We start from the raw sequence: 22,634 nt of genomic DNA, 5'->3' as shown, positions 1-22,634 counted from the left end.
TTAAGAATTCTAAATGCCACTTTATAAAACCATTAGTGTTAACTCACAAACTACTGTTAAAATCTGGAAGATCGAAGAATCTTATGATGATTTAATTTCTCCTATTGATTTAAAACCAGACAGTTTAAAACGCGTTTTAGGCATGAAAAGCGAACTACACCAACGTGGTTTTTTAAGTGTGCGTCATCTACTTAGAGCGTTTGGTTATACCGATCAAGATTTATTTTATGACGACAACGGAAAACCACATCTTAAGGATGGAAAGCATATTTCTATTACACATTCGTTTACATTTTCTGGCGTAATAGTTAGTAATAAAGAAGTCGGAATTGATATTGAAAAGCAGCGTGAAAAAATAGGTGTTATCTCTCATAAGTTTGTCGATTATGAAACTAATTATATAAAACCTACTGACCAAGATTACATTAATAGACTGACTATAATCTGGGGAATTAAAGAATCACTTTACAAACTCTTTGCAACTCCAGGTATGTTATTCAAAGAGCATTTTTTGGTCATCCCATTTATGCTTAAAGATGGTAAAACCGTGGCTTGGATAGATTATAAAAATAAAAAATACAGATACGATACGGCCTTTTTAGAATTTGAAGGATTTACTTGTGCTTATGTCGTTCCCTAAAAAAGAACATAGACAAGACAATTACATGCTAGAGTTTAAAAAAGAATCAACTAGGTAAAAAACATTTAAACCTAAAACTCCATTTTTGGAATAAATGAAATACTACAATACTATATTAAAGACAATTAAGACCCATAAGAAAAACTTAGCCGTTCTAATTGATCCTGACAAGATGAAGATTAATTCCGTTTCAAATTTTATTGAAAAGGTGAATCAATCTATCGCTACACATATTTTTGTTGGGGGAAGTGAAGTTAATGAAGGATTAACCGAAGCTTTAGTTATAGAAATAAAAAAGCACTCAACTTTACCTATTATATTGTTTCCTGGAGATATCATTCAAATTACAGATCAAGCAGATGGAATTTTATTTTTATCTTTAATCTCTGGAAGAAACCCTGATTACTTAATTGGCAAACATGTTGAAGCAGTTTCAAAATTAGCCAAAACAGATCTCGAAATTATTCCCACAGGATACTTACTTATTGAAAACGGAAAAGAAACAGCAGTACAACGTGTTAGCGAAACAAAACCAATAAGCAGAAATGCTATAGAAACAATTAAGGATACAGCAAAAGCAGGAGAATTATTGGGCATGAAACTCATTTACCTCGAAGCTGGTAGTGGTGCCACACATGCTATTGAACCTCATATTATTTCAGAAGTTAAACAAAAAATAAATATTCCATTAATTGTTGGTGGCGGCATAAGAACTAAAACAGAACTAGAATCAGCTTACAATGCTGGTGCCGATTTAGTAGTTATAGGAACCGCTTTTGAAGATGACGAAACATTTTTTGATGATTTAAAAAAAATCACTAAAACATATAATTAATTATAAATTCACCGCCTTTGCGGCAATCACAATGAAAATATCTATAGAATTACAATTATCACCATTAAAAGACGATTACGAACCACACATTATTGATTTTATTAAGCATTTAAGAGCTTCAGAATTCACAGTTTTAGAAAACCCTTTAAGCACACAAATCTATGGTGATTTCGATACCTTAATGCCTTTTCTAACGCAAGAAATAAAACGATCATTTGCTGATATAGATATTGCAGTATTGCAAATGAAAATCGTAAAAACGGATAGGAGTGACTATGAACCACATTTTTGATTTTTTTTTAGAACCCTATCGTACAGCAACAACTCTTAATATTATCATTGAAATAATTGCTGTTGTTTTTGGTATAGCAAGTGTTTGGTATGCTCAAAAAGAAAATATTTTGGTGTTTCCAACCGGGATTATTAGCACCATTCTATTTGTTTATTTGTGTTATATATTTACACTTTACGGCGATTTAACAATCAACATTTACTACACATTAATGAGTATTTATGGTTGGTATATGTGGAAATATTCTGATAATGGCAACGAATTAGCCGTCACAAAATCATCCATAAAAGACTGGGTAAAAGCCGGATCAATTTTCGTAATAACAATGATTTTTGTAATTTGTGTGTATCTCTATTTTAATCGTTTCGATAGAATTACAGATTATATAGATACTATAACCACAGGTATTTTCTTTGCAGGAATGTGGTTAATGGCCAACAAAAAAATAGAGAATTGGATATTATGGATTATTGCAGATCTTATTTCTATCCCTTTATATTTTGTAAAAGGCTTAGGATTTACTGGAGTTCAATTTATAATATTTTTAATCTTAGCTGTTCAAGGCTATAACGCATGGAAAAAAAGCTTAGACAAGAACCCTCAGACTGTGTAAAAATAGTTTTATTCGGCCCAGAATCAACAGGGAAAACAACGATATCTCGCCAATTAGCAAGACATTACAATTCTATTTGGGTCCCTGAGTATGCTAGAGAATACTTACAAGACAAATGGAACGACGAACGTAAAACTTGCGAACCAAAAGACCTACTTCCAATTGCAATAGGGCAAATTAAATTAGAGAATGAGTTAAGCAAAAAAACAAATTCTGTTTTAATTTGCGATACAGATTTACTAGAAACAAAAGTTTATAGTGAAGCCTATTACCAAGGAAGTTGCGACCCCATTTTAGACAAGTATGCTAAGAACAATATTTATGATTTATATTTTTTAACTTATATTGACACACCGTGGGAAGCTGATGATCTGCGAGATAAACCCGATGAAAGGGAGCGCATGTTTAAAGCTTTTGAATCCGCATTAAAGAATCACAATAAACCTTATGTGCTTTTAAAAGGAAATGAAAAAGAGCGATTACAATTAGCGGTTAAGCACATAGATGAATTAATAAAGAACAAATGAATTTTACTGATAAAGACCTTAAACAAATAGATACTAATAATTTGACCTTAGCCAAGGTTGAAAAACAAATAGGAATTTTTGAAACCGGAATTCCTTTTACTAATGTCTCTGCTGCAGCAACATTAAACAAAGGTATTATGCCTTTGACAGAATCTGACATGAAAGATTTTGTAGCTCTTTTTGAAGCCGAAAAAGACAACAAATCACTATTAAAATTTGTACCTGCATCTGGTGCAGCAACTAGAATGTTTAAATTTCTCTTTCGGTATATCAGTGAATATAATGAGAATGAACAATCTCTTAATGCGTATATAAATAAGAATAACTTAAGAGAATTATCCTTGTTTATGGTGGGCTTGGAGAAATTCCCGTTTTATAAACAAGTTGCAGGATTATTAAAATCTGAAGGTATAGATTTAGAAACTTTATCTAGTCAAGAAAAAGTATGGCATTTTGCCAAAGCAATGTTAGATAAAAATGAATTAAATTTTGGTAATCAACCCAAAGGATTACTTCCATTTCACTACTATAAAAACGATTACATCGCTACTGCCTTCGAAGAACATCTTTACGAATCAGCCTTATACGCTACAAGTAATAACACAGCAAGATTACACTTTACAATATCAGAGAGTCATGAAGCTAAGTTTACTGAAGAATTTAATAAAATAAAAGATCGTATTGAAGCAGAAAAAGGAGTGAAATTCAATATTTCATTCTCTTATCAACAACATGCCACAGACACTATTGCTGTGACTATGGAAAACAAACCCTTTAAAGAAGCTGACGGTTCGTTATTATTTAGACCTTCTGGACATGGAGCACTTCTAAAAAACTTAAACGCTATTGATGCAGACGTTATTTTTGTAAAAAACATAGATAATGTTGTCGTTAATAAATACAAGGAAGAATTAGCAGGCTTTAAAAAAGCTTTAGCAGGAATTTTATTAAAACTACAAAGCAAATCATTTGAATACTTACATGATTTAGACGCTAATAAAGTTGACGAAGGAACCTTAGTTGCTATTGAAAATTTTATAACATATAAATTAAGTATTAAAATATCTGATGAGTATTTTAAATATAAAGATTGTTATAAAATTCAATACTTAAAAGAAAAACTAAACCGTCCAATCCGCGTCTGCGGAATGGTAAGAAATGAAGGCGAACCAGGAGGTGGTCCTTTTTGGGTAAAGGATGAAAAATCTAATCAATCACTTCAAATTGTAGAATCTGCTCAGATTAATTTAAAAGACTCAAAACAAGAAGAAATCCTTAAAAACGCAACACATTTTAATCCTGTAGATTTAATTTGTGGAATTAAAAATTACAAGGGCGAAAAATTTGATTTAGAAAACTACGTCGATCATAATGCTGCTTTTATAACCAAAAAAACAAAAAATGGTAAAGCATTAAAAGCGCTAGAATTACCAGGGCTTTGGAACGGAAGTATGGCACATTGGAATACTATTTTTGTAGAAGTACCTATCAGTACTTTCAATCCTGTAAAAACGGTTAATGATTTGCTTAAGCCACCACATCAAATAAAAGCATAGTGAATATTCAAATTTTAAAATCTGAATTAAACTATAAGTACGTCCGAAGCTCAGGAAGTGGAGGTCAACATGTAAACAAGGTATCATCTAAAGCCGAATTATATTTTGACCTTAACAATTCTGTAGTTTTTAGCGATGAAAAAAAGCAAAAGCTTTCTGAGTATTTTGGTAACCGATTAACAAAAGATGGAATCTTAATTCTAGCCTGTGATGAAAGTCGAAGCCAATTTAGAAATAAAGCTTTGGTAACCCAACGCTTTATAGCATTAATTGAAGAAGGGTTAAAGAAACAAAAACTACGTATTAAAACAAGAGTTCCTAGAGGCGTAAAAAAGAGACGTTTAAAAAACAAACGTATTAATGCTGATAAAAAAGCAAATAGAAAAACACCTAATATAGAATAGCAAATAAAGAGATCATTTTCAATTAATTACTAAGACTTAAAATTGCATTTTCAAACCTAATCTAAACCTTTATCGAAAAAAACAAAAAAACTCACTCTAACTGATATAAGCTTCGTATTCAATATCAACCTCAGTGTTTTTACATTTAAAAAAAATCATAAATCATAATTCTAAAATCATAAATCCTTTCTATCTTTGCCGCGTTCTCAAAAAAGGGGTGCTAAAATTAGTTGGCAATCACAGTAAAAAGTTAAACGTAATTATAAATAACGATTATCTTTCTACACAAGACCACTAACTTTTCAAGCTGAGATCATACCCATTGAACCTAGAACAGGTAATGCTGTTTAGGAAACGAGCATAAAGAAAATATCATATCGCTATTTTTGGCAAATGCTATACGGTTATCAATGTCTATTTTACTTCTGATTTCTAAGCGACATTTGTTTTATGTGCTTAATTTCAAAATAAAATAACATTTTCCATATTGCAGGAATCTAAAGCTCAACATAACTAATTATTAACCAAGAATAATGACCTCTTTTTATTCGATTATAATACTATAGTCGTATGAAATTTTTATTCAACAATCTCTCAAAAATAAATAGACAGAGATTATCAATTTCCATTTTTTTATTAAGTATTTGTTCTATTTATGGACAAGAAAAACCACAAGACTCTACTAAAGTCGAAAAACTAGATGAAGTTCTAGTAAAGGCTGTTAGAGTAGATGCTAAATCACCAATTACACACTCTAACATTAACAAAGAAGCATTAGCTAAACGAAATTTAGGGCAAGACATTCCTATGTTACTTAACTTTCTACCTTCAGTTGTTACCACTACGGATGCTGGTGCAGGTGTAGGCTATACGAGCATAAGAGTAAGAGGTGTTAGCTCACAATCTACCAACGTTACTATTAACGGAATCCCTTATAATGATGCGGAGTCTTTAGGGACATTTTGGGTGAATTTAAGCGATTTTGCTTCTTCTACCGAAAGTTTACAATTGCAACGAGGAGTCGGAACGTCTACCAATGGTTCTGGTGCTTTTGGTGCAAGTATTAATATACTTACAGACGCAATATCTAAGGAAGCTTCTGGTGAAATCTCAAATTCTTACGGAAGTTATAACACCAGAAAACATACCGTAAAATTTAGTACAGGACTTATGAATGATCATTTTGAAATTGCTGGTCGTTTATCTAATATCGCTTCTGACGGTTATATAGATCGTGCATCATCGGATTTAAAATCTTACTTTTTGCAAGGCTCTTATGTAGATGACAACACCTTAATTAAAGCCATTGCTTTTGGAGGAAAAGAAGTGACATATCAATCTTGGAATGGGTTAGAAGATTTAGATAAGCTAGAAAATGATAGAACTTATAACTCAGCCGGAGAATATGACGATGCTAATGGCGATCCTCAATTTTATGATAATGAAGTAGATTATTACAATCAAGATCATTACCAATTGCATTGGAACCAACGTTACAACAGCCAATGGTCAACTACAGTAGGCTTAAATTACACTTATGGACGCGGTTATTTTGAGCAATATAAAGAAAACGAAGATTTTGAAACTTATGGTTTACAACCTCTAGATTTTGGATCAGAAACCGTAAACACAACAGATTTAATCCGTAGACGTTGGTTAGATAATGATTATTATGTAGCTAATGTAAATGCGAATTATAAAGATGATAATCTAAATTTAATTTTTGGAGGTTCATTTAGTCATTATGATGGTGATCATTTTGGTGAAATTATTTGGGCTGAATTTGCAAGTCAATCTGAAATCAGAGACCGTTATTATGATGGTAATAGTTTAAAAAATGACTTATCCTTTTTTGCAAAAGCGAATTACCGTTTAAATGAAAAAATAAGTTTATACGGGGATTTGCAAACGAGAAATGTATCTTATAAAACCTACGGAAACACATCTGACCTTGTAGATTTTGAAATCGATAAAACCTTTTCTTTTTTCAATCCAAAAGCTGGTATTACTTACGATGTAAATACAGATAACAGTCTATATTTTTCATATGCTAGAGCAAACAGAGAAGCAAACAGAACGGATTTTGAAAACAATAGCGATATAAAACCAGAACAACTTAATGATTTTGAATTAGGCTGGAGACATAACAAAAACAACTTCACATTTAATGCTAATGTATATTACATGCAGTATAACCAACAATTGGTTTTATCTGGCCAATTAGATGATGTAGGAAACCCTATTAGAACTAATAGTGGTAAAAGTTACCGTTTAGGTTTAGAATTAGAAGCTATAATCCCAGTAACTTCAAAGTTAACATTACAGCCCAACGCAACATTAAGCACTAATAAAAATAATGAAACTGTTATTTCTTTTGATGGAGTAGCACAAAATTTAGGTGAAACAGATATTTCATTCTCGCCTAGTTTAGTTGCCGCTAATGCAATTGTTTTTCAACCTATTAAAAACCTTCAAATGTCTTGGCTAAGCAAATTTGTTGGCGAACAATATATGGGAAACACTGAAGCAGATCGTTCTAAATTAGATAGTTTCTTCACTAATGATTTCAACATTAACTATACTTTAAAAACAGAATCTATTTTTGACTCTATTGTTTTTTCAGGCTTAGTTAACAACATCTTTAACGTAGAATATGTATCTAACGGATATTACTATACTTATGATGACGACTGGTCTAACCCAGGAAGCATTACAACTATAGAAGGAGCAGGTTTCTACCCACAAGCAACCACAAATTTTTTAGTTGGTGTTACAATGAATTTTTAATTACTAATTAAATAAACATTATCACTGATGGTTTCAACTCTGTATGGTTTTAACGTACAGGGTTGAGGATCATCATTAAGTGCCGTACCCGTAATTAAACTATATTCATTACCATCACCACAACCACAAACGGCATTTAAACCTACAATTTCTAAAGTAGAACATGAAGAAGACACATGGTTAGGATCTGCACCATCCCATGCTAAAAGTGAATTACTCCCCGCTCTTACCAAAATAATACCATCATTACCATAATTTGATACTCTAACAGCATTAACAGGAAACAATAGTTGGTTATACTGAGGAAGATTAAGATTCACCGTTAAATTAACACCAACATCTAACAAATAATTACAATTATAATCCGTGTCATTTTGGCTACAGCCTAAAACAACCACACTAACGAGTATTAAAAATATTTTTTTCACAGGTTTAATTTATTTTATTAAGGATTTGAAATTTAATGACTTAAAAATAAAAATATTTAAAAGCCGCAAGAACACTAACATCCCACTTTATTTTTTGACGTATTCATATTTATTATGAATTTCACCTTAAAATTCCAAGTGGCAATTTACTATTAATTCAACAATACCGTAAATATTTTATATATTTGCATAGTAATCTCGTCAGCGCGAGGTTTTTTTTATGCTAACATTATAATTATATTATAACAAACTTCTAAGAAGAATATTATTTCTACTTCTATTTTAGAGCCTGTCTGCTTTCCAGACAGGCTCTAAAATAATAAAGAATTCACCTTTTAGAATTTGTTATACTTAAAACGATTAAATTATGAGTAAAGTATCTTATTACACAGCTGAAGGTTTAAAAAAATTTAGAGATGAGTTAAACCAACTTAAAGATGTGGAACGCCCAAAGGCATCTCAAGATATTGCAGACGCAAGAGACAAAGGAGATTTAAGTGAAAATGCAGAGTACGATGCTGCAAAAGAAGCACAAGGTATGTTAGAAATGAAAATTTCTAAAATGGAAGAAATTTTATCTGGTGCAAGAGTTATAGATGAGTCTCAGTTAGATTTAACTAAAGCTTTGGCACTTTCAAAAGTTAAAATTAAAAACCAGACTAACGGCATGGAAATGACCTATACTTTAGTTGCGGAAAGTGAAGCTAACTTAGCCTCAGGTCGAATTTCTATAAATTCACCAATCGGAAAAGGGTTACTAGGAAAATCAGTAGGAGATGTTGCTGAAATAAAAGTCCCAAACGGTGTAATGAAATTTGATATATTAGAAATTTCTAGATAACAAAAACTAAAGTTATAATACAAAAAGATTCCTGTTTTTCAGGAATCTTTTTATATTTATAGAACTTAATATTGATTAGGATATGGCTACAATTTTTACAAAAATAATCTCAGGAGAAATCCCTTCGTATAAAATCGCAGAAACTGAAGAATTCTATGCGTTTTTAGATATTAACCCTAACTCTAAAGGCCATACGCTTTGTATCCCTAAAAAGGAGGTTAACAAAATTTTTGATTTAGATGAAGCGACCTATATCGGTTTAATGAAATTTTCTCATCGTATAGCTATAGCTTTAGAAAAAGCAATTCCTTGCAAACGAATTGGAATGACTGTTATTGGACTAGAAGTACCGCATGCACATGTTCATCTAATTCCATTACACGCTATGGAAGACGCACTTTTTTCTAATAAACAAAAATTAGAGTCTGAAGAATTTGAGGCTATTGCAAAGAAAATCTCTTCTTTCTTATAATTTTAGATTGAAATAATTTTTGCTACAAATAAGATTGTTGTAATCAACAAAACAACACCTAAAACAATTAAACCCCAAGCAATAGGTTTTAGCTTTGTAGATTTAGGTCTAATTTTAAGTCCTCTTTTGTGGTAATCTACCACGCGTTCTATATCCTCAGTCCATCGTATGGGAAAAATTGGCATTTCACAATTAAGACATCGTATATCACTAGTCGTTTCGTCTGTAAGCGCTTTATAGAATTGAGTTTCAATTAGCTTTTGTTTTAACGTGAGCACTAGGCTATCGTTAGAATAACATTCAGGACAGTTATTACCTATCCTAGCTTCTTTTAAAGTGAAATATTTTGACGAATTCATGCCCCAAATTTAAACTAAATTTTGAATTATTCTAGTTTAAAAACTTTCATCTACTTAAGCAATAGCGAGCATTCTGTAAGTATCCCTTTCAATTCTATAAATCCATATTCACTGATAACCAACGTCATTATTAAAGAATTTAAACATCTTTGACTTCTGTCTTAAAATGATTTTCCTTGATTATTTTTTTTGAAAAAAATGTTAAGATCAATTAATTTAAAAACCACAAGTCCTTTTCTAATTAAAAAATGAATTAAACCTGCTTTAGTATTATTTGCATAGTGGTTCCCTTCCCTATTTCGGAAGTCAAAACTTTTATTTTACCATTGTGGTAATCTTCAATAATTCGTCTAGATAATGACAAACCAAGTCCCCAACCTCTTTTTTTGGTGGTAAAGCCAGGTTCAAATATTTTATTAAAAGATGATTTAGCAATCCCTTTTCCGGTATCAGAAATATTAATGAAAATTTGTCGTTCAAGCTGTGTAAGTTCTACTTTTAAATCCCCTTTGCCCTTCATGGCATCAATGGCATTTTTCACTAAATTCTCTATCGTCCAACTAAAAAGTTGTTCATTTAGATTCACTTCTATTTTTCGCTCAGGAATTACTATTTCAAAATTAATTAACTTAGAAGATCTTGATTTTAAATACTCGTAAGAAGACTGAGTAACTTCTACAATATCAACATTTTTAAGCTTAGGAATAGAACCTATTTTACTAAAGCGTTCTGTAATTGTTTGAAGACGGTCAATATCCTTTTCAATTTCTAAAATATACTCGGGATTAACATTTTCCATCTTTAAAATTTCTGTCCATCCCACAAGTGAAGACAAAGGTGTTCCTATTTGGTGCGCCGTTTCCTTAGCCATACCTGTCCAAAGTTTATTTTGTTCTGCTATTTTAGAACTACGATAAAAGAAATAGACAACGGCTGCAAAAAGTAAAATGATTAATAATAAAGCTAAAGGATAATATTTTAGTTTATTTAACAATGGTGAATTTCCGTAATAAATGAGTTGTTTAGAATCAGAATCCATATTGACTTCAATAGGCGTATTTTCATTTTTAAACTGATCTACCAATCGTTTCACATCTAAAGAATCTTTCAACAAAGATTCGTCAATATTAATAGAAGTACTTAAATCTCCGTTTTCATCAATAACTAATACAGGCGTATTTATTATTGTTTCTGTAATAACATGATCTGTAACTATGTTTACTTCATCATTTAATTTAGGTGTCCCAATATCGCTAACTGCAACAGACCAAGTATTCATTTTAGAGCGCTCTTCAACTTTAAAATTTTGAAAAAACGTATAAGTATTCAAAAGAATTAGAGAAATAATAACAAAAGAAGACCCTATTATAACCCAACGGATTACATTTCGGTTTAAACTAAAATTCATTGATTAAGTTTATTTTAATATTAAATATAATGCAAAAGTGTTGAAAATATTGTGCCCTATTCTCTTTAAATACTTTTGCTGAAAATTGATTATACTTATATTTACTGAAAATCAGACAAGTACATGATATCATTAAACCCAAAGCATCTTAAAACAGATGTCTTACAAAGCTACTTATTAAGTGCGGTTTCACCAAGGCCTATTGCTTTTGCGAGTACTATAGATGCAAATGGTAATGCTAATTTATCGCCATTTAGCTTTTTTAATGTCTTTAGTACTAATCCTCCAATTTTAATATTTTCTCCGGCTAGACGCGTTAGAGACAACACTACAAAACATACTCTACATAATGTTGAAGCCACAAAAGAGGTTGTTATCAACGTGGTAAATTATGATATTGTACAGCAAATGTCATTAAGTAGCACAGAATACCCTGAAGGAATAAATGAGTTTGAAAAAGCAGGTTTAACCATGTTGCCTTCAGATAATGTAAAACCTTTTAGAGTTGCAGAATCTCCAGTACAATTTGAATGTAAAGTCAATGAAATTATTGAACTAGGAACTGAAGGAGGAGCTGGTAATTTAGTGATTTGCGAAGTGGTAAAACTTCACATTGCAGAAGAAGTTTTAAATGAAGACAAAACCATAAACCAAGAAGCTTTAGATTTAGTTGCAAGAGCAGGTGGTAGCTACTACAGTAGAGCTAAAAATGGTTTTTTTGAGATACCAAGACCGTTATCAGACATGGGCATTGGCGTTGATAATCTGCCACATAACATAAAAAACAGTATCATTTTAACAGGCAATGATTTAGGGATGCTTGCCAATGTAAAAGGATTACCTAATACCAACGATGTTAATAAGTTTATTAACAGCATAAGTGACAGGTATCCAAACATAAAAACAGCATCTAATAGAGAAAAACACAAATTAGCACAAAATTATTTGAGCTATGGAGACGTAGAAAGTGCTTGGAAGTTATTACTTTTGTAGCCTCAAAATATTTAAGGATTATAATAAATTATAGATTAAGAAGAAATGGAAGTACAAGGACGAATTAAAATGGTAGGAGAGACTCAAACCTTTGGTAGCAATGGGTTTAGAAAAAGAGAAATTGTTGTAACTACAGATGAACAGTACCCACAGCATATTATGGTGGAATTTGTTCAAGATAAAACAGATTTATTAAATAGCTACCAAGTTGGTCAACAAGTTAAAATTAGCATTAACTTAAGAGGAAGAGAATGGGTCAACCCACAAGGTGAAACTAAATATTTTAACTCTATTCAAGGTTGGAGAATTGAAGCTGCACAAGCTGAAGCTGCAAGCGGAAACATGCCTCCTGTACCTCCAACAGAAGCTTTTGAACCTGTAAAAGATTTAGAAGAAAGTGATAACGACGATTTACCTTTCTAAACGAAAGGATTAAACACATATAAAAAAGACTTGTTTTTCTATAAAACAAGTCTTTTTCTGTTATATAAATTAATAGAAAACAATCTAGATGATTCATAAAGACTTAAAAGTTGGATTTTAAATTTGATTATTATTCTAAGAAAGAATCAACAAAATTCTTTTAACATCAAGATCTAAACTATTAATTTTAAACATCATTACTTATTTTCGATTATGCACTTTTTAACTCATAAAATTGAATTCCCAGATGTTTCTGAAGCTTCGGAAGATGGTCTCTTAGCTGTGGGAGGAGATTTAACTTCAGAACGTCTAATACATGCTTATTCTAATGGTATATTTCCATGGTATCAAGATGAAGAGCCTATACTTTGGTGGTCACCAGATCCTCGATTTGTTTTACTTCCTAAAGATTTAAAAATCTCTAAAAGCATGAAGCAAATTCTAAAAAAAGAAACATTTAAAGTTACCGAAAACAAAGCTTTTAGAGAAGTTTTAGAAAATTGTGCAGCCACAAAACGAGTAGGTCAAGACGGAACATGGATAACCGAAGATATGATTAAAGCTTACGTTAAACTACATCAATTAGGTTATGCTAAATCTGTAGAAGTTTGGCAAGATGATGTTTTAGTTGGAGGTCTATACGGTATTGCAATTAACGACAAGGTGTTCTGTGGAGAAAGCATGTTTGCTAAAGTTAGTAATGCAAGTAAAGTGGGGTTTATCACTTTTATAAAAAACACGAATTACAAATTAATTGACTGCCAAATTTACACCAACCACCTTGAAAGTTTAGGTGCTAAAGATATGCCAAGAGCTCAATTTATGGAATATCTTAAACCTCTTGATATCTAAAACAAGATACTTCATGATCGTTAACCATACCTGTAGCCTGCATTTGTGCATAAATCACAGTAGAACCTACAAATTTAAAACCACGTTTCTTTAAATCTTTACTGATTTTATCACTTAATTCCGTGTTGCTTGGAGAATCCTTAAAACTTTCAAAGCTATTTTTTATAGGTTTACCATCAACAAAAGCCCAAATGTATTTAGAAAATGAACCAAATTCTTTTTGAATTTCCATAAAAGCCTGCGCATTACTAATCGTTGCTTTTATTTTTAACTTATTTCTAATAATTCCTGCATTTTGCAATAACTCTTCTTCTTTTGAAGCTTTATAGGTTGCTATTTTTTTATAATCAAAATTATCAAAAGCTTTCCTGAAATTTTCACGCTTCCGTAAAATTGTAATCCAACTTAAACCTGCCTGAAAGGTTTCTAAAATTAAAAATTCAAATAATGACTTGTCATCAAAAACAGGAACACCCCATTCTTCATCATGATAGGCTTCATATAACGTATCACCAACACACCATCCACATCTGCTTTTACTCATCTTGTAAGGAATTAAATTTAGAGCTACTAATGTAACAACTGTTGCACAAAAATAGCAACATATTATTATTTTTGTTATATGGATACAGACACACTTACTTTAAACAATATTATTTCAGAAAGTCTAAAAAATAGTATGACTTATGCTGAATACAGAACTTTAGTAACTTCTTTAGTTGACGAAAAATCAAACACCGGAAGTGAAAAAACAGAAGCATTAGCTGAATACACCCAACTTAATGACAGACGTATGAGACGTTGGGATAAAACAGGAAAAGTTTCTGAAGAAATGAAAAGTAAAATTCAAGATTCTGACAAGAAAATAACTTGGTTAGTTATTTCGGAAAGCTGGTGTGGTGATGCGGCTCATATAATGCCAATTATCAATAAAGTTGCAGAATTAAATGACGCTATTGATTATAAAGTTGTGCTTAGAGACGAAAACGAAGCACTTATGGATCAGTTTTTAACTAATGGTGGTAAATCTATCCCGAAGCTTGTTATGTTAGATTCTGAAACAAATGAAGTATTAAACACATTTGGACCAAGACCAACAGTTGCTACAAAATTGGTACAAGATTATAAAGCAGAACATGGTAAATTAACTCCTGAATTTAAAGAAGATTTACAACGTTGGTACAATAAAGATAAAGGACAATCTACAATTGAAGATTTAGTTCATCTGTTAGGTTAATAAACCTTCGAGTATAAAGTAATTAAGCTATTGTTGGTGTTTTTTCAATTTTATATAAATGAATACCGACAATAGTTCCATAAAATAATGACTATTATTTTCCCTTAAATAAAAATGTAATGGTTCCTAATTGCTCATTACGATCTGAAGCATTAAACTGCACAGATTCTGCATACGCAATTGCATGCTCTACTAAACATTTGTTATTGGAGTTAGACGAGCCGTTAACTTTGGCATCAAAAACATTACCTACTTCATTTACTTTAATGTTTACAACAATTTTACCACCAACTTCACACAGATAGCGTGGAATTTTATAATGTGATAAAACTCTACCTTTTAAAGAATAAGTAAGTGTACCCTTAGTTTTAGCATGCTCATCTGCCGCTCTTTTATTATCAAGACGTTGTTTTAATTCCTTTTGTAATTTTTTATAAGATTCTGTTTCTTCTGAATTTAAAGCGTAGTCCTTACCATTCTCGTAAGATTTAGAATAGTTTGTCTCCACCAATACCTCTTTACTTGCTTTAGCCGCTTCCATGGCCTTAGTGGTACGTTCAAAATCATTAGTGCTAACCGATTTAAAGTTACGCATCATCTCTTTGTACTCTTGATCTTCGTTAAAGGCTTTATTTGTAGATTCTGAATTTTGCTCTTCTATTTTCTGAAGGTCTTCTTTAGTTGTTTCAGGCTCGGGATCCATGAGATAATAACTTTCTGTTATTAAATCTTGATGACGTTTAATCTGAAAACTAAACAGGCCAAGAACTACAATTCCCGCTAAGAGAAATGTAATTAATGCTGCTTTATGTTGTTCTATGAAATTCAGTACAAAAAGTTTTAGGCTACTAATATATACGAAAAGAATGAAGAAATAGTCTAAGACAACCTCTTAAACCCCTTTAGAAGGTAAACTTGCAATAAAATCTTCAGGAGTAAGTGCGTCTTCAACTTTAAAATCACCAATACGAGTACGGCGTAATTCAGATAAATGTCCACCAGAATTTAAAGCTTTTCCAAAATCATTTGCTAAAGACCTAATGTAAGTTCCTTTACTACAAACGACTCTAAATTTCAACTCTAAACCATTGATTTCTGTAATCTCAAATTCAGTAATTTCAACTTGTCTTGGTTTAATTTCAACCTCTTCACCTGCTCTTGCAAATTCATATAAACGTTTTCCATCTTTCTTAATGGCAGAAAACACCGGTGGATATTGTTCTATCTTACCTATAAATTGTGGAATTGCATTTTGAATTAATTCCTCTGTAATATGATCTGTGGGGAATGTTTCATTCACTTCTGTTTCTAAATCAAAAGAAGGTGTTGTTCCTCCTATAACAAAAGTTCCTGTATATTCCTTTTCCTGACCTTGAAAAATATTGATTTGCTTAGTCATTTTACCTGTACAGATCACAAGTAAACCTGTTGCTAAAGGATCTAAAGTCCCCGCATGACCCACTTTAATTTTCTTAATACTAAAGGCTTGCCGTATAGACCAACGCAACTTATTAACCGCTTGAAACGATGTCCAAGTTAATGGTTTGTCTATTAATAAAACTTGTCCGTTTTTAAAATCTTCTTCCGTTTGCATTAGCTTAATGACCAGATTATAGCTGCAGTACCAGCAATGACACAATAAATCGCAAAATAACTTAATTTACTCTTCTTTACTAGTGCTATCATCCAAGTACAAGCAAATAAACCTGCTACAAACGCAGCAATAAAACCGACGCTTAAAGCCGTAAAATTAGAACTATCAAAAGTTAATTCTCCTCCTAAAAGATCTTTAGCCATTTTACCAAAAATTAAAGGCACCACCATTAAAAATGAAAAACGCGCCGCTTTTGTTTTATCATTTCCTAATAAAACTGAGGTAGAAATTGTAGCTCCAGAGCGCGAGATACCAGGTAACATTGCAATGGCTTGAGATACACCAATGATAAAAGCGTTAGAAAACGAGACTTTCTTTTGGGTATCCTTTGCTTTATCTGCTAAGAAAAGTAAAACGGCTGTTACGATAAGCATACAACCTACAAGTAGAATATTGCCATTAAAAAGTTGTTCTAATTCCTCTTCAAAAAAGAGACCAACAATAACTGCTGGCAACATGGATAAAGCAATTTTAGAAATAAACTGAAGATCTTCATTCCATTCAAATTTCAAAATACCTTTTACAATATCAAAAATATCTTTTCTAAAAATCACCATTGTACTTAATGCCGTAGCAAAATGAAGTACAACCGTAAATAATAAGCTTTCTTTTGGCACAGAATGATCACCAAGTATAGCTTTTCCGATTTCTAAGTGACCACTCGATGATACTGGTAAAAACTCAGTAAGACCTTGAATGATTCCTAAAACAACAGCGTCTATAATTTCCATGAAGCAAAAATATCAAATAAGCGCAGTTTACGCTTTAGAAGTAGATAAAATATGGATTATTTCTCCGATTTTTTATTCGGGTTTAAAAGAATAGCATACACTTGTATACCAAACCCAATTAACACTAAAGTTGGCGCTAAACGAATACGTCTCCAACTGTAAATAGATTCATCAAAGACATTAGGATCATCGCTACCACCACCAGACATAAGGATAAAGCCTATAACAATACATGCCAAGCCTATAAATAAGAATTTATAATTTTTCTTCCCGAAAATAAATTCAGATTTAGAATCGTCCTTACGTTTTTGTTCTCCCATGGTCTTTCTGTTCTACTTTAGTATGCTGCAAAGTAACAGTTTTATTTATAATTGCAGCGTTAAGAGTTTGTGAATTTAATAACGATAAAATAATTTATAGTTTACTGTAATAGCTTTCTAATTCTTCAAATGAATAAAACTTAGTTTTAACTTCTCCTTTTTCACTGATTAATATATAAGTTGGAAATTCCCATACATCTAATGCATCAATTAAATCATTCCCTTTTCTAAGTTCCCTATAATTCTGCCAATTATAATCATGACTCACTAAGTAATCTAACCATTTATCCCTTTCTGTATCAATAGAAACACCTACTAATTCAACATTATGATTACTAAACATCTCTAAATTGGCTCCTATTTTTTTATGATCACGAACACATGGCGGACAATGTACAAACCAAAAATCTAAAAGATAATCTCCTTTATGGCTTAAATCTATTTTAGATACATTTCCGTTTTTATTATAAAATTGAAACGCAGAAAGATCTAAATATTCTTCTTTAATTAAATTATCTAAAGTTCTACTAACACTAAGCGTGTGTCCTTTTAAATCTTCAGATTGTCCTTTTAATGCAGATTTAAGATTTACTAACTGAGCTTTATAATTTTTATTTCGCTCGATATAAATAGTGCTTATTTCGTGAGAAAACGGATGATTTAAGTTATCCTTAATATTTTGTAATAAAAATTTATTTATACCAGCATCATCAACCTTATCAGATTCTAACTGATGTAATGTTTTATAGAAATCAACAGATTTATAATAGATTTCAGAACCTATTACAGTATCAATTTTAAAAACTCCTGAGTCTAATTCAGCTTGAATTTTCAAATCCTCACCATTAAGAAATATCTTTTTCGAAGATTTTTTACCATCCTTAAAAACATCAATAACATAAGCATCATTAATGGTGTCGCTAAAATTAAAATGATAAGGGTTTCCTGTTTTCGCAATAATGACTTCAGAATTATTATAGCTTACAATTTTAATACTATCAGCTTCTACTCCTTCTTTTATTTCAATAGAAATACGATTAGGATTCCCTTTTTTAAGAGGGTTACAAGAACTGAATAAACAGATTGAAATTATAGAAATAACAAAAAAATAAATCTTCATAAATTGATTATTTATCCCTTAATAATACAACTGATCTGTCTTTAAGTTCAAGAAACGTTGTGTTGCTATAAACGTACTAATCCAAGTAATTACAATACCTAAAAGGAAAATACCTAGAAAAAGCGCTGCGATAGATATCGTATTTTTCAGTAATTCTAATTCTGGAAATGTAAGATCTAAATAGTATAGAACAATCGCCATACCTGCTAAAGCAACTAATGCTCCAATAATACCAAGCTGTACACTTTTCCAAACAAATGGTCTTCTGATAAAACGTTTTGTTGCACCAACCATTTGCATCGTTTTAATGATAAATCTTTTAGAGTAGACGGCTAAACGGATAGAACTATTAATTAATAAAACAGCAATTAAGGTAAATAACCCGCTAATAATCAAAACCCAGAAAGTAATTTTCTTAACATTATCATTCATTAATTCTACCAAATCATTATCGTATCTAATCTCTTCAATAAATACTTTATTAGAAAGGCTCTCGGTAATTTCTGCTAACTGTTCTGTAGTTACAAAATCTGCTTTTAAATGAACATCAATCGAATTCTTTAAAGGATTATAGCCTACAAAGTCCATAAAATCCTCACCAGTTTCAGCCTTCATAAATTCCGCAGCTTCTTCTTTAGAAACATAAAGTGCATCTTTGGTGTAATCGGCCATCGCTAAACTCTTTTTTAGCTGATTAACCTCTACTTCTTTAGCTGTATCATTCAAATAAATAGTCATCACCACTTGTTCTTTAAAGTGATCCGCAACTTTTTTAGAATTGATAACCAAAAGCCCTAAACAGCCTAAAAGAAACAGTACCAAAGCAATACTTATCACCACAGAAACGTAAGACGATATCAGTTTACGTTTTTGATATTTATCAAAAGATGATGCCATAAATGAATTTGAATTTAAGATGTAAAAATAATAAAGAATTTGCTTATGTTGAACATTACAACGTTTAGTTTTTTATTGTGTTGTAATACTGTTAAATTTGTAGCTTCATTACAAGGAAAACAAGACAATGACATACGATTTTAACAGCATAGAAAAAAAGTGGCAAGACTACTGGGCAAAAAACGAAACGTTTAAAGCCTCAAACAACAGTGATAAACCAAAATATTACGTTTTAGATATGTTCCCTTATCCTTCAGGAGCAGGTTTACATGTTGGCCACCCACTAGGTTATATTGCTAGTGATATCTATGCGCGTTACAAACGTCATAAAGGTTTTAATGTACTACACCCCCAAGGTTACGATAGTTTTGGTTTACCTGCAGAACAGTATGCTATTCAAACAGGGCAACATCCGGCGGTTACTACAGAAACGAACATTAAGACCTACAGAAGACAGTTAGACCAAATTGGTTTTTCTTTCGATTGGAGTCGTGAAGTACGCACCTCTAATCCTGAATATTACAAATGGACACAGTGGATTTTTATTCAATTATTTGAGTCTTGGTATAATAATGACACAAATAAATCTGAAGCGATTGACACCTTAATTTCAAAATTTGAAGTAGAAGGAAATGCTACAGTAAATGCAGCTTGTGATGATAATATTGAGCCTTTTACAGCTGAAGAATGGAATAATTACACCTCAGAAGAACAACAAAGCATTCTTTTAAAATACAGATTAACATATTTAGCCGAAACGGAAGTGAACTGGTGTCCTGCATTAGGAACTGTTTTAGCAAATGACGAAATAGTAAATGGCGTTTCCGAACGTGGTGGACATCCTGTTGTTCGTAAAAAAATGACACAATGGAGTATGCGAATTTCTGCTTATGCAGAACGTTTACTACAAGGTTTAGATACAATTGATTGGACAGATTCTTTAAAAGAAAGTCAACGTAATTGGATTGGTAAATCCGTTGGAGCATCAGTATCATTCAACGTAAATGGTCATGATGATATTATTGATGTCTTCACTACAAGACCAGATACTATTTTTGGTGTGTCTTTTATGACCTTAGCACCAGAGCACGAATTAGTTTCTAAAATTACAACAACAGAACAAAAAGAAGCGGTTGAAGCTTATATTGAAAAAACAGCAAAACGTAGCGAACGCGATCGTATGGCCGATGTAAAAACCATTTCTGGTGTATTTACTGGCGCCTATGCAGAACATCCGTTTTCTAAAGAACCTATTCCGATCTGGATTGGCGATTACGTGTTAGCAAGCTACGGAACAGGTGCCGTTATGGCGGTTCCTTGTGGTGACCAACGTGATTACGATTTTGCAAAGCATTTTGATATTGCCATTCCAAATATATTTGAAGGTGCAGATATTTCTGAAGAAGCTTATGCCTCTAAAGACAATGTAAAAATTACAAATAGTGATTTCCTTAACGGCATGAACTACAAAAAAGCCTCTAAACTGGCCATTTACCAATTAGAGCAATTAGGACAAGGAGAAGGAAAAACAAATTACCGTTTACGTGATGCTGTTTTTTCTCGTCAACGTTATTGGGGTGAACCTTTCCCAGTGTATTATGTAAACGACAAACCTCAAATGATTGATGCGGCGCATTTACCAATTAGACTTCCTGAAGTTGAAAAGTATTTACCAACCGAAGAAGGCGAACCACCTTTAGGACGTGCAGATGTTTGGGCTTGGGATACGGAAACCAATACTGTAGTTTCTAATGATAAAATTAACAATACAACCATTCATCCTTTAGAGCTTAATACCATGCCAGGTTGGGCAGGGAGTTCTTGGTATTTCTTCCGTTATATGGAAGATGCAGCTAATAGAGATGGTGTTTTTGCAAGTGAAGACGCGCTTAAGTATTGGGAAAATGTAGATTTATATATTGGTGGTAGCGAACATGCTACAGGTCACCTACTTTATTCGCGTTTTTGGGTGAAATTACTAAAAGATAGAGGTTTTGTAAATGTTGAAGAGCCTTTTAAAAAGTTGATTAACCAAGGGATGATACTTGGGACCAGTGCTTTTGTTTATAGAGTTAAACTAAATGCAAACCCTTTAGGAACATATGAACGTGGAGATGATAAAAAAACGAAGAAATATACTGAAGAAATTAACAAGTTATTACCTTCAATATATATATCTAAAGATCTTTTTGAAGGAAAATCTCTAAGCGAGTTTAGCGACTATTTTAAAGAAAACTACTCAAAAACATATCTAACTAAAGAAGTATTAGAAAAAATTGAATTATTAAAAGAAAATGATAGTTCATTAACACTAATTAGTATCCATATTCAAAACGTTGATAAATTGCACGTTAAAGTCCAATATGTTAATGCTTCAGATGAATTAGATATTGAAGGTTTAAAAAATGACGGAGAATTTGGCGAAGATTTTAAAGATGCAGAATTTATTCTTGAACAAGGCGTTTATAAAGTAGGAAGAGATGTTGAAAAAATGTCGAAATCTAAATACAACGTTGTAAACCCAGATAGTATTTGTGAAGATTACGGTGCAGATAGCTTAAGACTTTACGAAATGTTTCTAGGTCCTTTAGAACAATACAAGCCTTGGAATACAGCTGGTATTACAGGAGCACATAATTTCCTAAAAAAATTATGGAAGTTATATGCAAATGATAATGGTTTAAAAGTGAATGACACAAAACCAACTGCAGACAACTTAAAAACATTACATAAAACCATTAAAAAAGTAGAAGCAGATATTGAGAGTTTCTCATTTAACACCTCAGTTTCTACATTTATGATTGCTGTAAATGAGTTAACCACTCAAAAATGTACAAGCAAAGATATTTTAGAACCTTTATTGGTTTTAATTTCGCCTTATGCGCCACATATTGCAGAGGAATTATGGTCACAATTAGGACATACTGAATCTATCTCAACAGCTCCTTTTCCTAAATTTGACGCAAGTCATTTAATAGAAAGCAGTAAAGAATATCCTATCTCTTTTAATGGTAAAATGCGTTTTACCTTAGAATTGCCAATGGACATGAGCAAAGATGATATTGAAAAAACCGTTATGGCTCACGAAAAAACAATTGCACAATTAGATGGTAGAACACCTAAAAAAGTCATTGTGGTTCCTGGCAAAATTGTAAATATTGTTGGGTAAACCTATAAAACATACCATCATAACTTTAATGCCAATTTTAGGTTAATTTTAAAGTTATGATGGTTATGTAACCAAC

The 22,634-nt window shown here is 31.8% G+C and carries 25 protein-coding genes; 15 read left to right on the top strand and 10 right to left on the bottom strand.

Annotated elements, in window-relative coordinates:
• Positions 1–13 precede the first annotated feature (13 nt).
• The 8 genes from HSX10_RS00410 to HSX10_RS00375 all read left to right on the top strand — a co-directional run bounded on the left by HSX10_RS00410 (position 14) and on the right by HSX10_RS00375 (position 7,654).
• Positions 14–640, top strand: coding sequence for a 4'-phosphopantetheinyl transferase family protein (locus HSX10_RS00410; RefSeq protein ID WP_173586220.1), 627 nt, complete (start codon positions 14–16; stop codon positions 638–640).
• A gap of 94 nt (positions 641–734) precedes the next feature.
• Positions 735–1,475 carry a phosphoglycerol geranylgeranyltransferase gene (locus HSX10_RS00405; protein ID WP_173586219.1) on the top strand — a complete coding sequence of 247 codons (741 nt, stop codon included), beginning with the start codon at positions 735–737 and terminating at the stop codon, positions 1,473–1,475.
• A 31-nt stretch (positions 1,476–1,506) separates the two neighbouring features.
• Positions 1,507–1,767: a hypothetical protein gene (locus HSX10_RS00400; RefSeq protein WP_173586218.1), complete on the top strand. Its 261-nt coding sequence runs from the start codon at positions 1,507–1,509 to the stop codon at positions 1,765–1,767.
• The gene (gene pnuC / locus HSX10_RS00395) at positions 1,751–2,380 is read left to right on the top strand and encodes a nicotinamide riboside transporter PnuC (protein ID WP_173586217.1); all 630 of its coding nucleotides are present in this window, start codon (positions 1,751–1,753) and stop codon (positions 2,378–2,380) included. The genes HSX10_RS00400 and pnuC overlap by 17 nt, the downstream gene beginning before the upstream one ends.
• On the top strand, positions 2,341–2,907 hold the full coding sequence (locus HSX10_RS00390; protein WP_173586216.1) for an AAA family ATPase: 567 nt from the start codon (positions 2,341–2,343) through the stop codon (positions 2,905–2,907). Before pnuC ends, HSX10_RS00390 begins: the two co-directional genes overlap by 40 nt.
• Positions 2,904–4,463, top strand: coding sequence for a DUF4301 family protein (locus HSX10_RS00385; protein WP_173586215.1), 1,560 nt, complete (start codon positions 2,904–2,906; stop codon positions 4,461–4,463). Before HSX10_RS00390 ends, HSX10_RS00385 begins: the two co-directional genes overlap by 4 nt.
• Positions 4,463–4,867, top strand: a complete 405-nt coding sequence (gene arfB, locus HSX10_RS00380; RefSeq protein ID WP_173586214.1) for an alternative ribosome rescue aminoacyl-tRNA hydrolase ArfB — start codon at positions 4,463–4,465, stop codon at positions 4,865–4,867. Before HSX10_RS00385 ends, arfB begins: the two co-directional genes overlap by 1 nt.
• Positions 4,868–5,437: 570 nt before the next feature.
• On the top strand, positions 5,438–7,654 hold the full coding sequence (locus tag HSX10_RS00375; RefSeq protein ID WP_173586213.1) for a TonB-dependent receptor: 2,217 nt from the start codon (positions 5,438–5,440) through the stop codon (positions 7,652–7,654).
• Here HSX10_RS00375 and HSX10_RS00370 read toward each other — a convergent pair.
• Entirely contained in the window at positions 7,651–8,082 is a 432-nt protein-coding gene (locus HSX10_RS00370; RefSeq protein ID WP_173586212.1) for a hypothetical protein, read from the bottom strand. The two genes, HSX10_RS00375 and HSX10_RS00370, sit on opposite strands and share 4 nt — an antisense overlap.
• 367 nt (positions 8,083–8,449) lie before the next feature.
• Here HSX10_RS00370 and greA point away from each other — a divergent pair, with 367 nt between their 5' ends.
• Both greA and HSX10_RS00360 read left to right on the top strand, forming a co-directional pair.
• The gene (gene greA, locus HSX10_RS00365; protein WP_173586211.1) at positions 8,450–8,923 is read left to right on the top strand and encodes a transcription elongation factor GreA; all 474 of its coding nucleotides are present in this window, start codon (positions 8,450–8,452) and stop codon (positions 8,921–8,923) included.
• A gap of 82 nt (positions 8,924–9,005) precedes the next feature.
• Positions 9,006–9,395 carry an HIT family protein gene (locus tag HSX10_RS00360; protein WP_173586210.1) on the top strand — a complete coding sequence of 130 codons (390 nt, stop codon included), beginning with the start codon at positions 9,006–9,008 and terminating at the stop codon, positions 9,393–9,395.
• A 2-nt stretch (positions 9,396–9,397) separates the two neighbouring features.
• Here HSX10_RS00360 and HSX10_RS00355 read toward each other — a convergent pair whose 3' ends face one another.
• Positions 9,398–9,754 carry a hypothetical protein gene (locus tag HSX10_RS00355; RefSeq protein ID WP_173586209.1) on the bottom strand — a complete coding sequence of 119 codons (357 nt, stop codon included), beginning with the start codon at positions 9,752–9,754 and terminating at the stop codon, positions 9,398–9,400.
• Between the two features lie 253 nt (positions 9,755–10,007).
• Positions 10,008–11,162, bottom strand: coding sequence for a sensor histidine kinase (locus tag HSX10_RS00350; RefSeq protein ID WP_173586208.1), 1,155 nt, complete (start codon positions 11,160–11,162; stop codon positions 10,008–10,010).
• A 123-nt stretch (positions 11,163–11,285) separates the two neighbouring features.
• Between HSX10_RS00350 and HSX10_RS00345 the strand changes: the two genes are divergently transcribed.
• The 3 genes from HSX10_RS00345 to aat all read left to right on the top strand — a co-directional run bounded on the left by HSX10_RS00345 (position 11,286) and on the right by aat (position 13,430).
• Complete coding sequence (locus HSX10_RS00345) at positions 11,286–12,155, top strand: flavin reductase family protein (protein WP_173586207.1); 870 nt, start codon at positions 11,286–11,288, stop codon at positions 12,153–12,155.
• 45 nt (positions 12,156–12,200) lie between these two features.
• On the top strand, positions 12,201–12,578 hold the full coding sequence (locus tag HSX10_RS00340; RefSeq protein ID WP_173586206.1) for a DUF3127 domain-containing protein: 378 nt from the start codon (positions 12,201–12,203) through the stop codon (positions 12,576–12,578).
• Between the two features lie 213 nt (positions 12,579–12,791).
• The gene (gene aat, locus HSX10_RS00335; RefSeq protein WP_173586205.1) at positions 12,792–13,430 is read left to right on the top strand and encodes a leucyl/phenylalanyl-tRNA--protein transferase; all 639 of its coding nucleotides are present in this window, start codon (positions 12,792–12,794) and stop codon (positions 13,428–13,430) included.
• On the opposite strand, the gene HSX10_RS00330 is transcribed toward aat, so the two are convergent.
• A complete protein-coding gene (locus HSX10_RS00330; RefSeq protein ID WP_173586204.1) occupies positions 13,411–13,974 on the bottom strand; it encodes a DNA-3-methyladenine glycosylase I in 564 nt (187 codons plus the stop codon). The two genes, aat and HSX10_RS00330, sit on opposite strands and share 20 nt — an antisense overlap.
• A gap of 78 nt (positions 13,975–14,052) precedes the next feature.
• Here HSX10_RS00330 and HSX10_RS00325 point away from each other — a divergent pair, with 78 nt between their 5' ends.
• Positions 14,053–14,667 (top strand): thioredoxin family protein, encoded by a 615-nt coding sequence (locus HSX10_RS00325; protein ID WP_173586203.1) that lies wholly within the window; start codon positions 14,053–14,055, stop codon positions 14,665–14,667.
• 94 nt (positions 14,668–14,761) lie between these two features.
• On the opposite strand, the gene HSX10_RS00320 is transcribed toward HSX10_RS00325, so the two are convergent.
• The 6 genes from HSX10_RS00320 to HSX10_RS00295 all read right to left on the bottom strand — a co-directional run bounded on the left by HSX10_RS00320 (position 14,762) and on the right by HSX10_RS00295 (position 19,389).
• Entirely contained in the window at positions 14,762–15,370 is a 609-nt protein-coding gene (locus HSX10_RS00320) for a hypothetical protein (protein WP_173586202.1), read from the bottom strand.
• Between the two features lie 189 nt (positions 15,371–15,559).
• Positions 15,560–16,261, bottom strand: coding sequence for a tRNA pseudouridine(55) synthase TruB (gene truB, locus HSX10_RS00315; protein WP_173586201.1), 702 nt, complete (start codon positions 16,259–16,261; stop codon positions 15,560–15,562).
• Positions 16,261–17,052 (bottom strand): undecaprenyl-diphosphate phosphatase, encoded by a 792-nt coding sequence (locus HSX10_RS00310; protein ID WP_173586200.1) that lies wholly within the window; start codon positions 17,050–17,052, stop codon positions 16,261–16,263. Before HSX10_RS00310 ends, truB begins: the two co-directional genes overlap by 1 nt.
• 56 nt (positions 17,053–17,108) lie before the next feature.
• Positions 17,109–17,372 (bottom strand): DUF3098 domain-containing protein, encoded by a 264-nt coding sequence (locus tag HSX10_RS00305; protein WP_173586199.1) that lies wholly within the window; start codon positions 17,370–17,372, stop codon positions 17,109–17,111.
• Positions 17,373–17,466: 94 nt separating this feature from the next.
• A complete protein-coding gene (locus tag HSX10_RS00300; RefSeq protein WP_173586198.1) occupies positions 17,467–18,492 on the bottom strand; it encodes a TlpA family protein disulfide reductase in 1,026 nt (341 codons plus the stop codon).
• An 18-nt stretch (positions 18,493–18,510) separates the two neighbouring features.
• Positions 18,511–19,389 carry a cell division protein FtsX gene (locus HSX10_RS00295; protein WP_173586197.1) on the bottom strand — a complete coding sequence of 293 codons (879 nt, stop codon included), beginning with the start codon at positions 19,387–19,389 and terminating at the stop codon, positions 18,511–18,513.
• Positions 19,390–19,516: 127 nt separating this feature from the next.
• Between HSX10_RS00295 and HSX10_RS00290 the strand changes: the two genes are divergently transcribed.
• The gene (locus HSX10_RS00290; protein ID WP_173586196.1) at positions 19,517–22,558 is read left to right on the top strand and encodes a leucine--tRNA ligase; all 3,042 of its coding nucleotides are present in this window, start codon (positions 19,517–19,519) and stop codon (positions 22,556–22,558) included.
• Positions 22,559–22,634 lie beyond the last annotated feature (76 nt).

Origin of the sequence: Winogradskyella undariae, assembly GCF_013285155.1 — a bacterium.
Taxonomy (GTDB): Bacteria; Bacteroidota; Bacteroidia; order Flavobacteriales; family Flavobacteriaceae; genus Winogradskyella; species Winogradskyella undariae.
Note: the sequence above shows the minus strand (reverse complement) of the source record. Positions and strands in the feature narration are given on the sequence as shown.

Excerpts from the sequence above, each read along its gene's own strand:
- HSX10_RS00410 (WP_173586220.1), top strand. The coding sequence starts at position 14 with ATGCCACTTTATAAAACCATTAGTGTTAACTCACAAACTACTGTTAAA.
- HSX10_RS00405 (WP_173586219.1), top strand. The coding sequence starts at position 735 with ATGAAATACTACAATACTATATTAAAGACAATTAAGACCCATAAGAAA.
- HSX10_RS00400 (WP_173586218.1), top strand. The coding sequence starts at position 1,507 with ATGAAAATATCTATAGAATTACAATTATCACCATTAAAAGACGATTAC.
- pnuC (WP_173586217.1), top strand. The coding sequence starts at position 1,751 with ATGAACCACATTTTTGATTTTTTTTTAGAACCCTATCGTACAGCAACA.
- HSX10_RS00390 (WP_173586216.1), top strand. The coding sequence starts at position 2,341 with ATGGAAAAAAAGCTTAGACAAGAACCCTCAGACTGTGTAAAAATAGTT.
- HSX10_RS00385 (WP_173586215.1), top strand. The coding sequence starts at position 2,904 with ATGAATTTTACTGATAAAGACCTTAAACAAATAGATACTAATAATTTG.
- HSX10_RS00375 (WP_173586213.1), top strand. The coding sequence starts at position 5,438 with ATGAAATTTTTATTCAACAATCTCTCAAAAATAAATAGACAGAGATTA.
- greA (WP_173586211.1), top strand. The coding sequence starts at position 8,450 with ATGAGTAAAGTATCTTATTACACAGCTGAAGGTTTAAAAAAATTTAGA.
- HSX10_RS00360 (WP_173586210.1), top strand. The coding sequence starts at position 9,006 with ATGGCTACAATTTTTACAAAAATAATCTCAGGAGAAATCCCTTCGTAT.
- HSX10_RS00355 (WP_173586209.1), bottom strand. The coding sequence starts at position 9,754 with ATGAATTCGTCAAAATATTTCACTTTAAAAGAAGCTAGGATAGGTAAT.
- HSX10_RS00350 (WP_173586208.1), bottom strand. The coding sequence starts at position 11,162 with ATGAATTTTAGTTTAAACCGAAATGTAATCCGTTGGGTTATAATAGGG.
- HSX10_RS00345 (WP_173586207.1), top strand. The coding sequence starts at position 11,286 with ATGATATCATTAAACCCAAAGCATCTTAAAACAGATGTCTTACAAAGC.
- HSX10_RS00340 (WP_173586206.1), top strand. The coding sequence starts at position 12,201 with ATGGAAGTACAAGGACGAATTAAAATGGTAGGAGAGACTCAAACCTTT.
- aat (WP_173586205.1), top strand. The coding sequence starts at position 12,792 with ATGCACTTTTTAACTCATAAAATTGAATTCCCAGATGTTTCTGAAGCT.
- HSX10_RS00330 (WP_173586204.1), bottom strand. The coding sequence starts at position 13,974 with ATGAGTAAAAGCAGATGTGGATGGTGTGTTGGTGATACGTTATATGAA.
- HSX10_RS00325 (WP_173586203.1), top strand. The coding sequence starts at position 14,053 with ATGGATACAGACACACTTACTTTAAACAATATTATTTCAGAAAGTCTA.
- HSX10_RS00320 (WP_173586202.1), bottom strand. The coding sequence starts at position 15,370 with ATGGATCCCGAGCCTGAAACAACTAAAGAAGACCTTCAGAAAATAGAA.
- truB (WP_173586201.1), bottom strand. The coding sequence starts at position 16,261 with ATGCAAACGGAAGAAGATTTTAAAAACGGACAAGTTTTATTAATAGAC.
- HSX10_RS00310 (WP_173586200.1), bottom strand. The coding sequence starts at position 17,052 with ATGGAAATTATAGACGCTGTTGTTTTAGGAATCATTCAAGGTCTTACT.
- HSX10_RS00305 (WP_173586199.1), bottom strand. The coding sequence starts at position 17,372 with ATGGGAGAACAAAAACGTAAGGACGATTCTAAATCTGAATTTATTTTC.
- HSX10_RS00300 (WP_173586198.1), bottom strand. The coding sequence starts at position 18,492 with ATGAAGATTTATTTTTTTGTTATTTCTATAATTTCAATCTGTTTATTC.
- HSX10_RS00295 (WP_173586197.1), bottom strand. The coding sequence starts at position 19,389 with ATGGCATCATCTTTTGATAAATATCAAAAACGTAAACTGATATCGTCT.
- HSX10_RS00290 (WP_173586196.1), top strand. The coding sequence starts at position 19,517 with ATGACATACGATTTTAACAGCATAGAAAAAAAGTGGCAAGACTACTGG.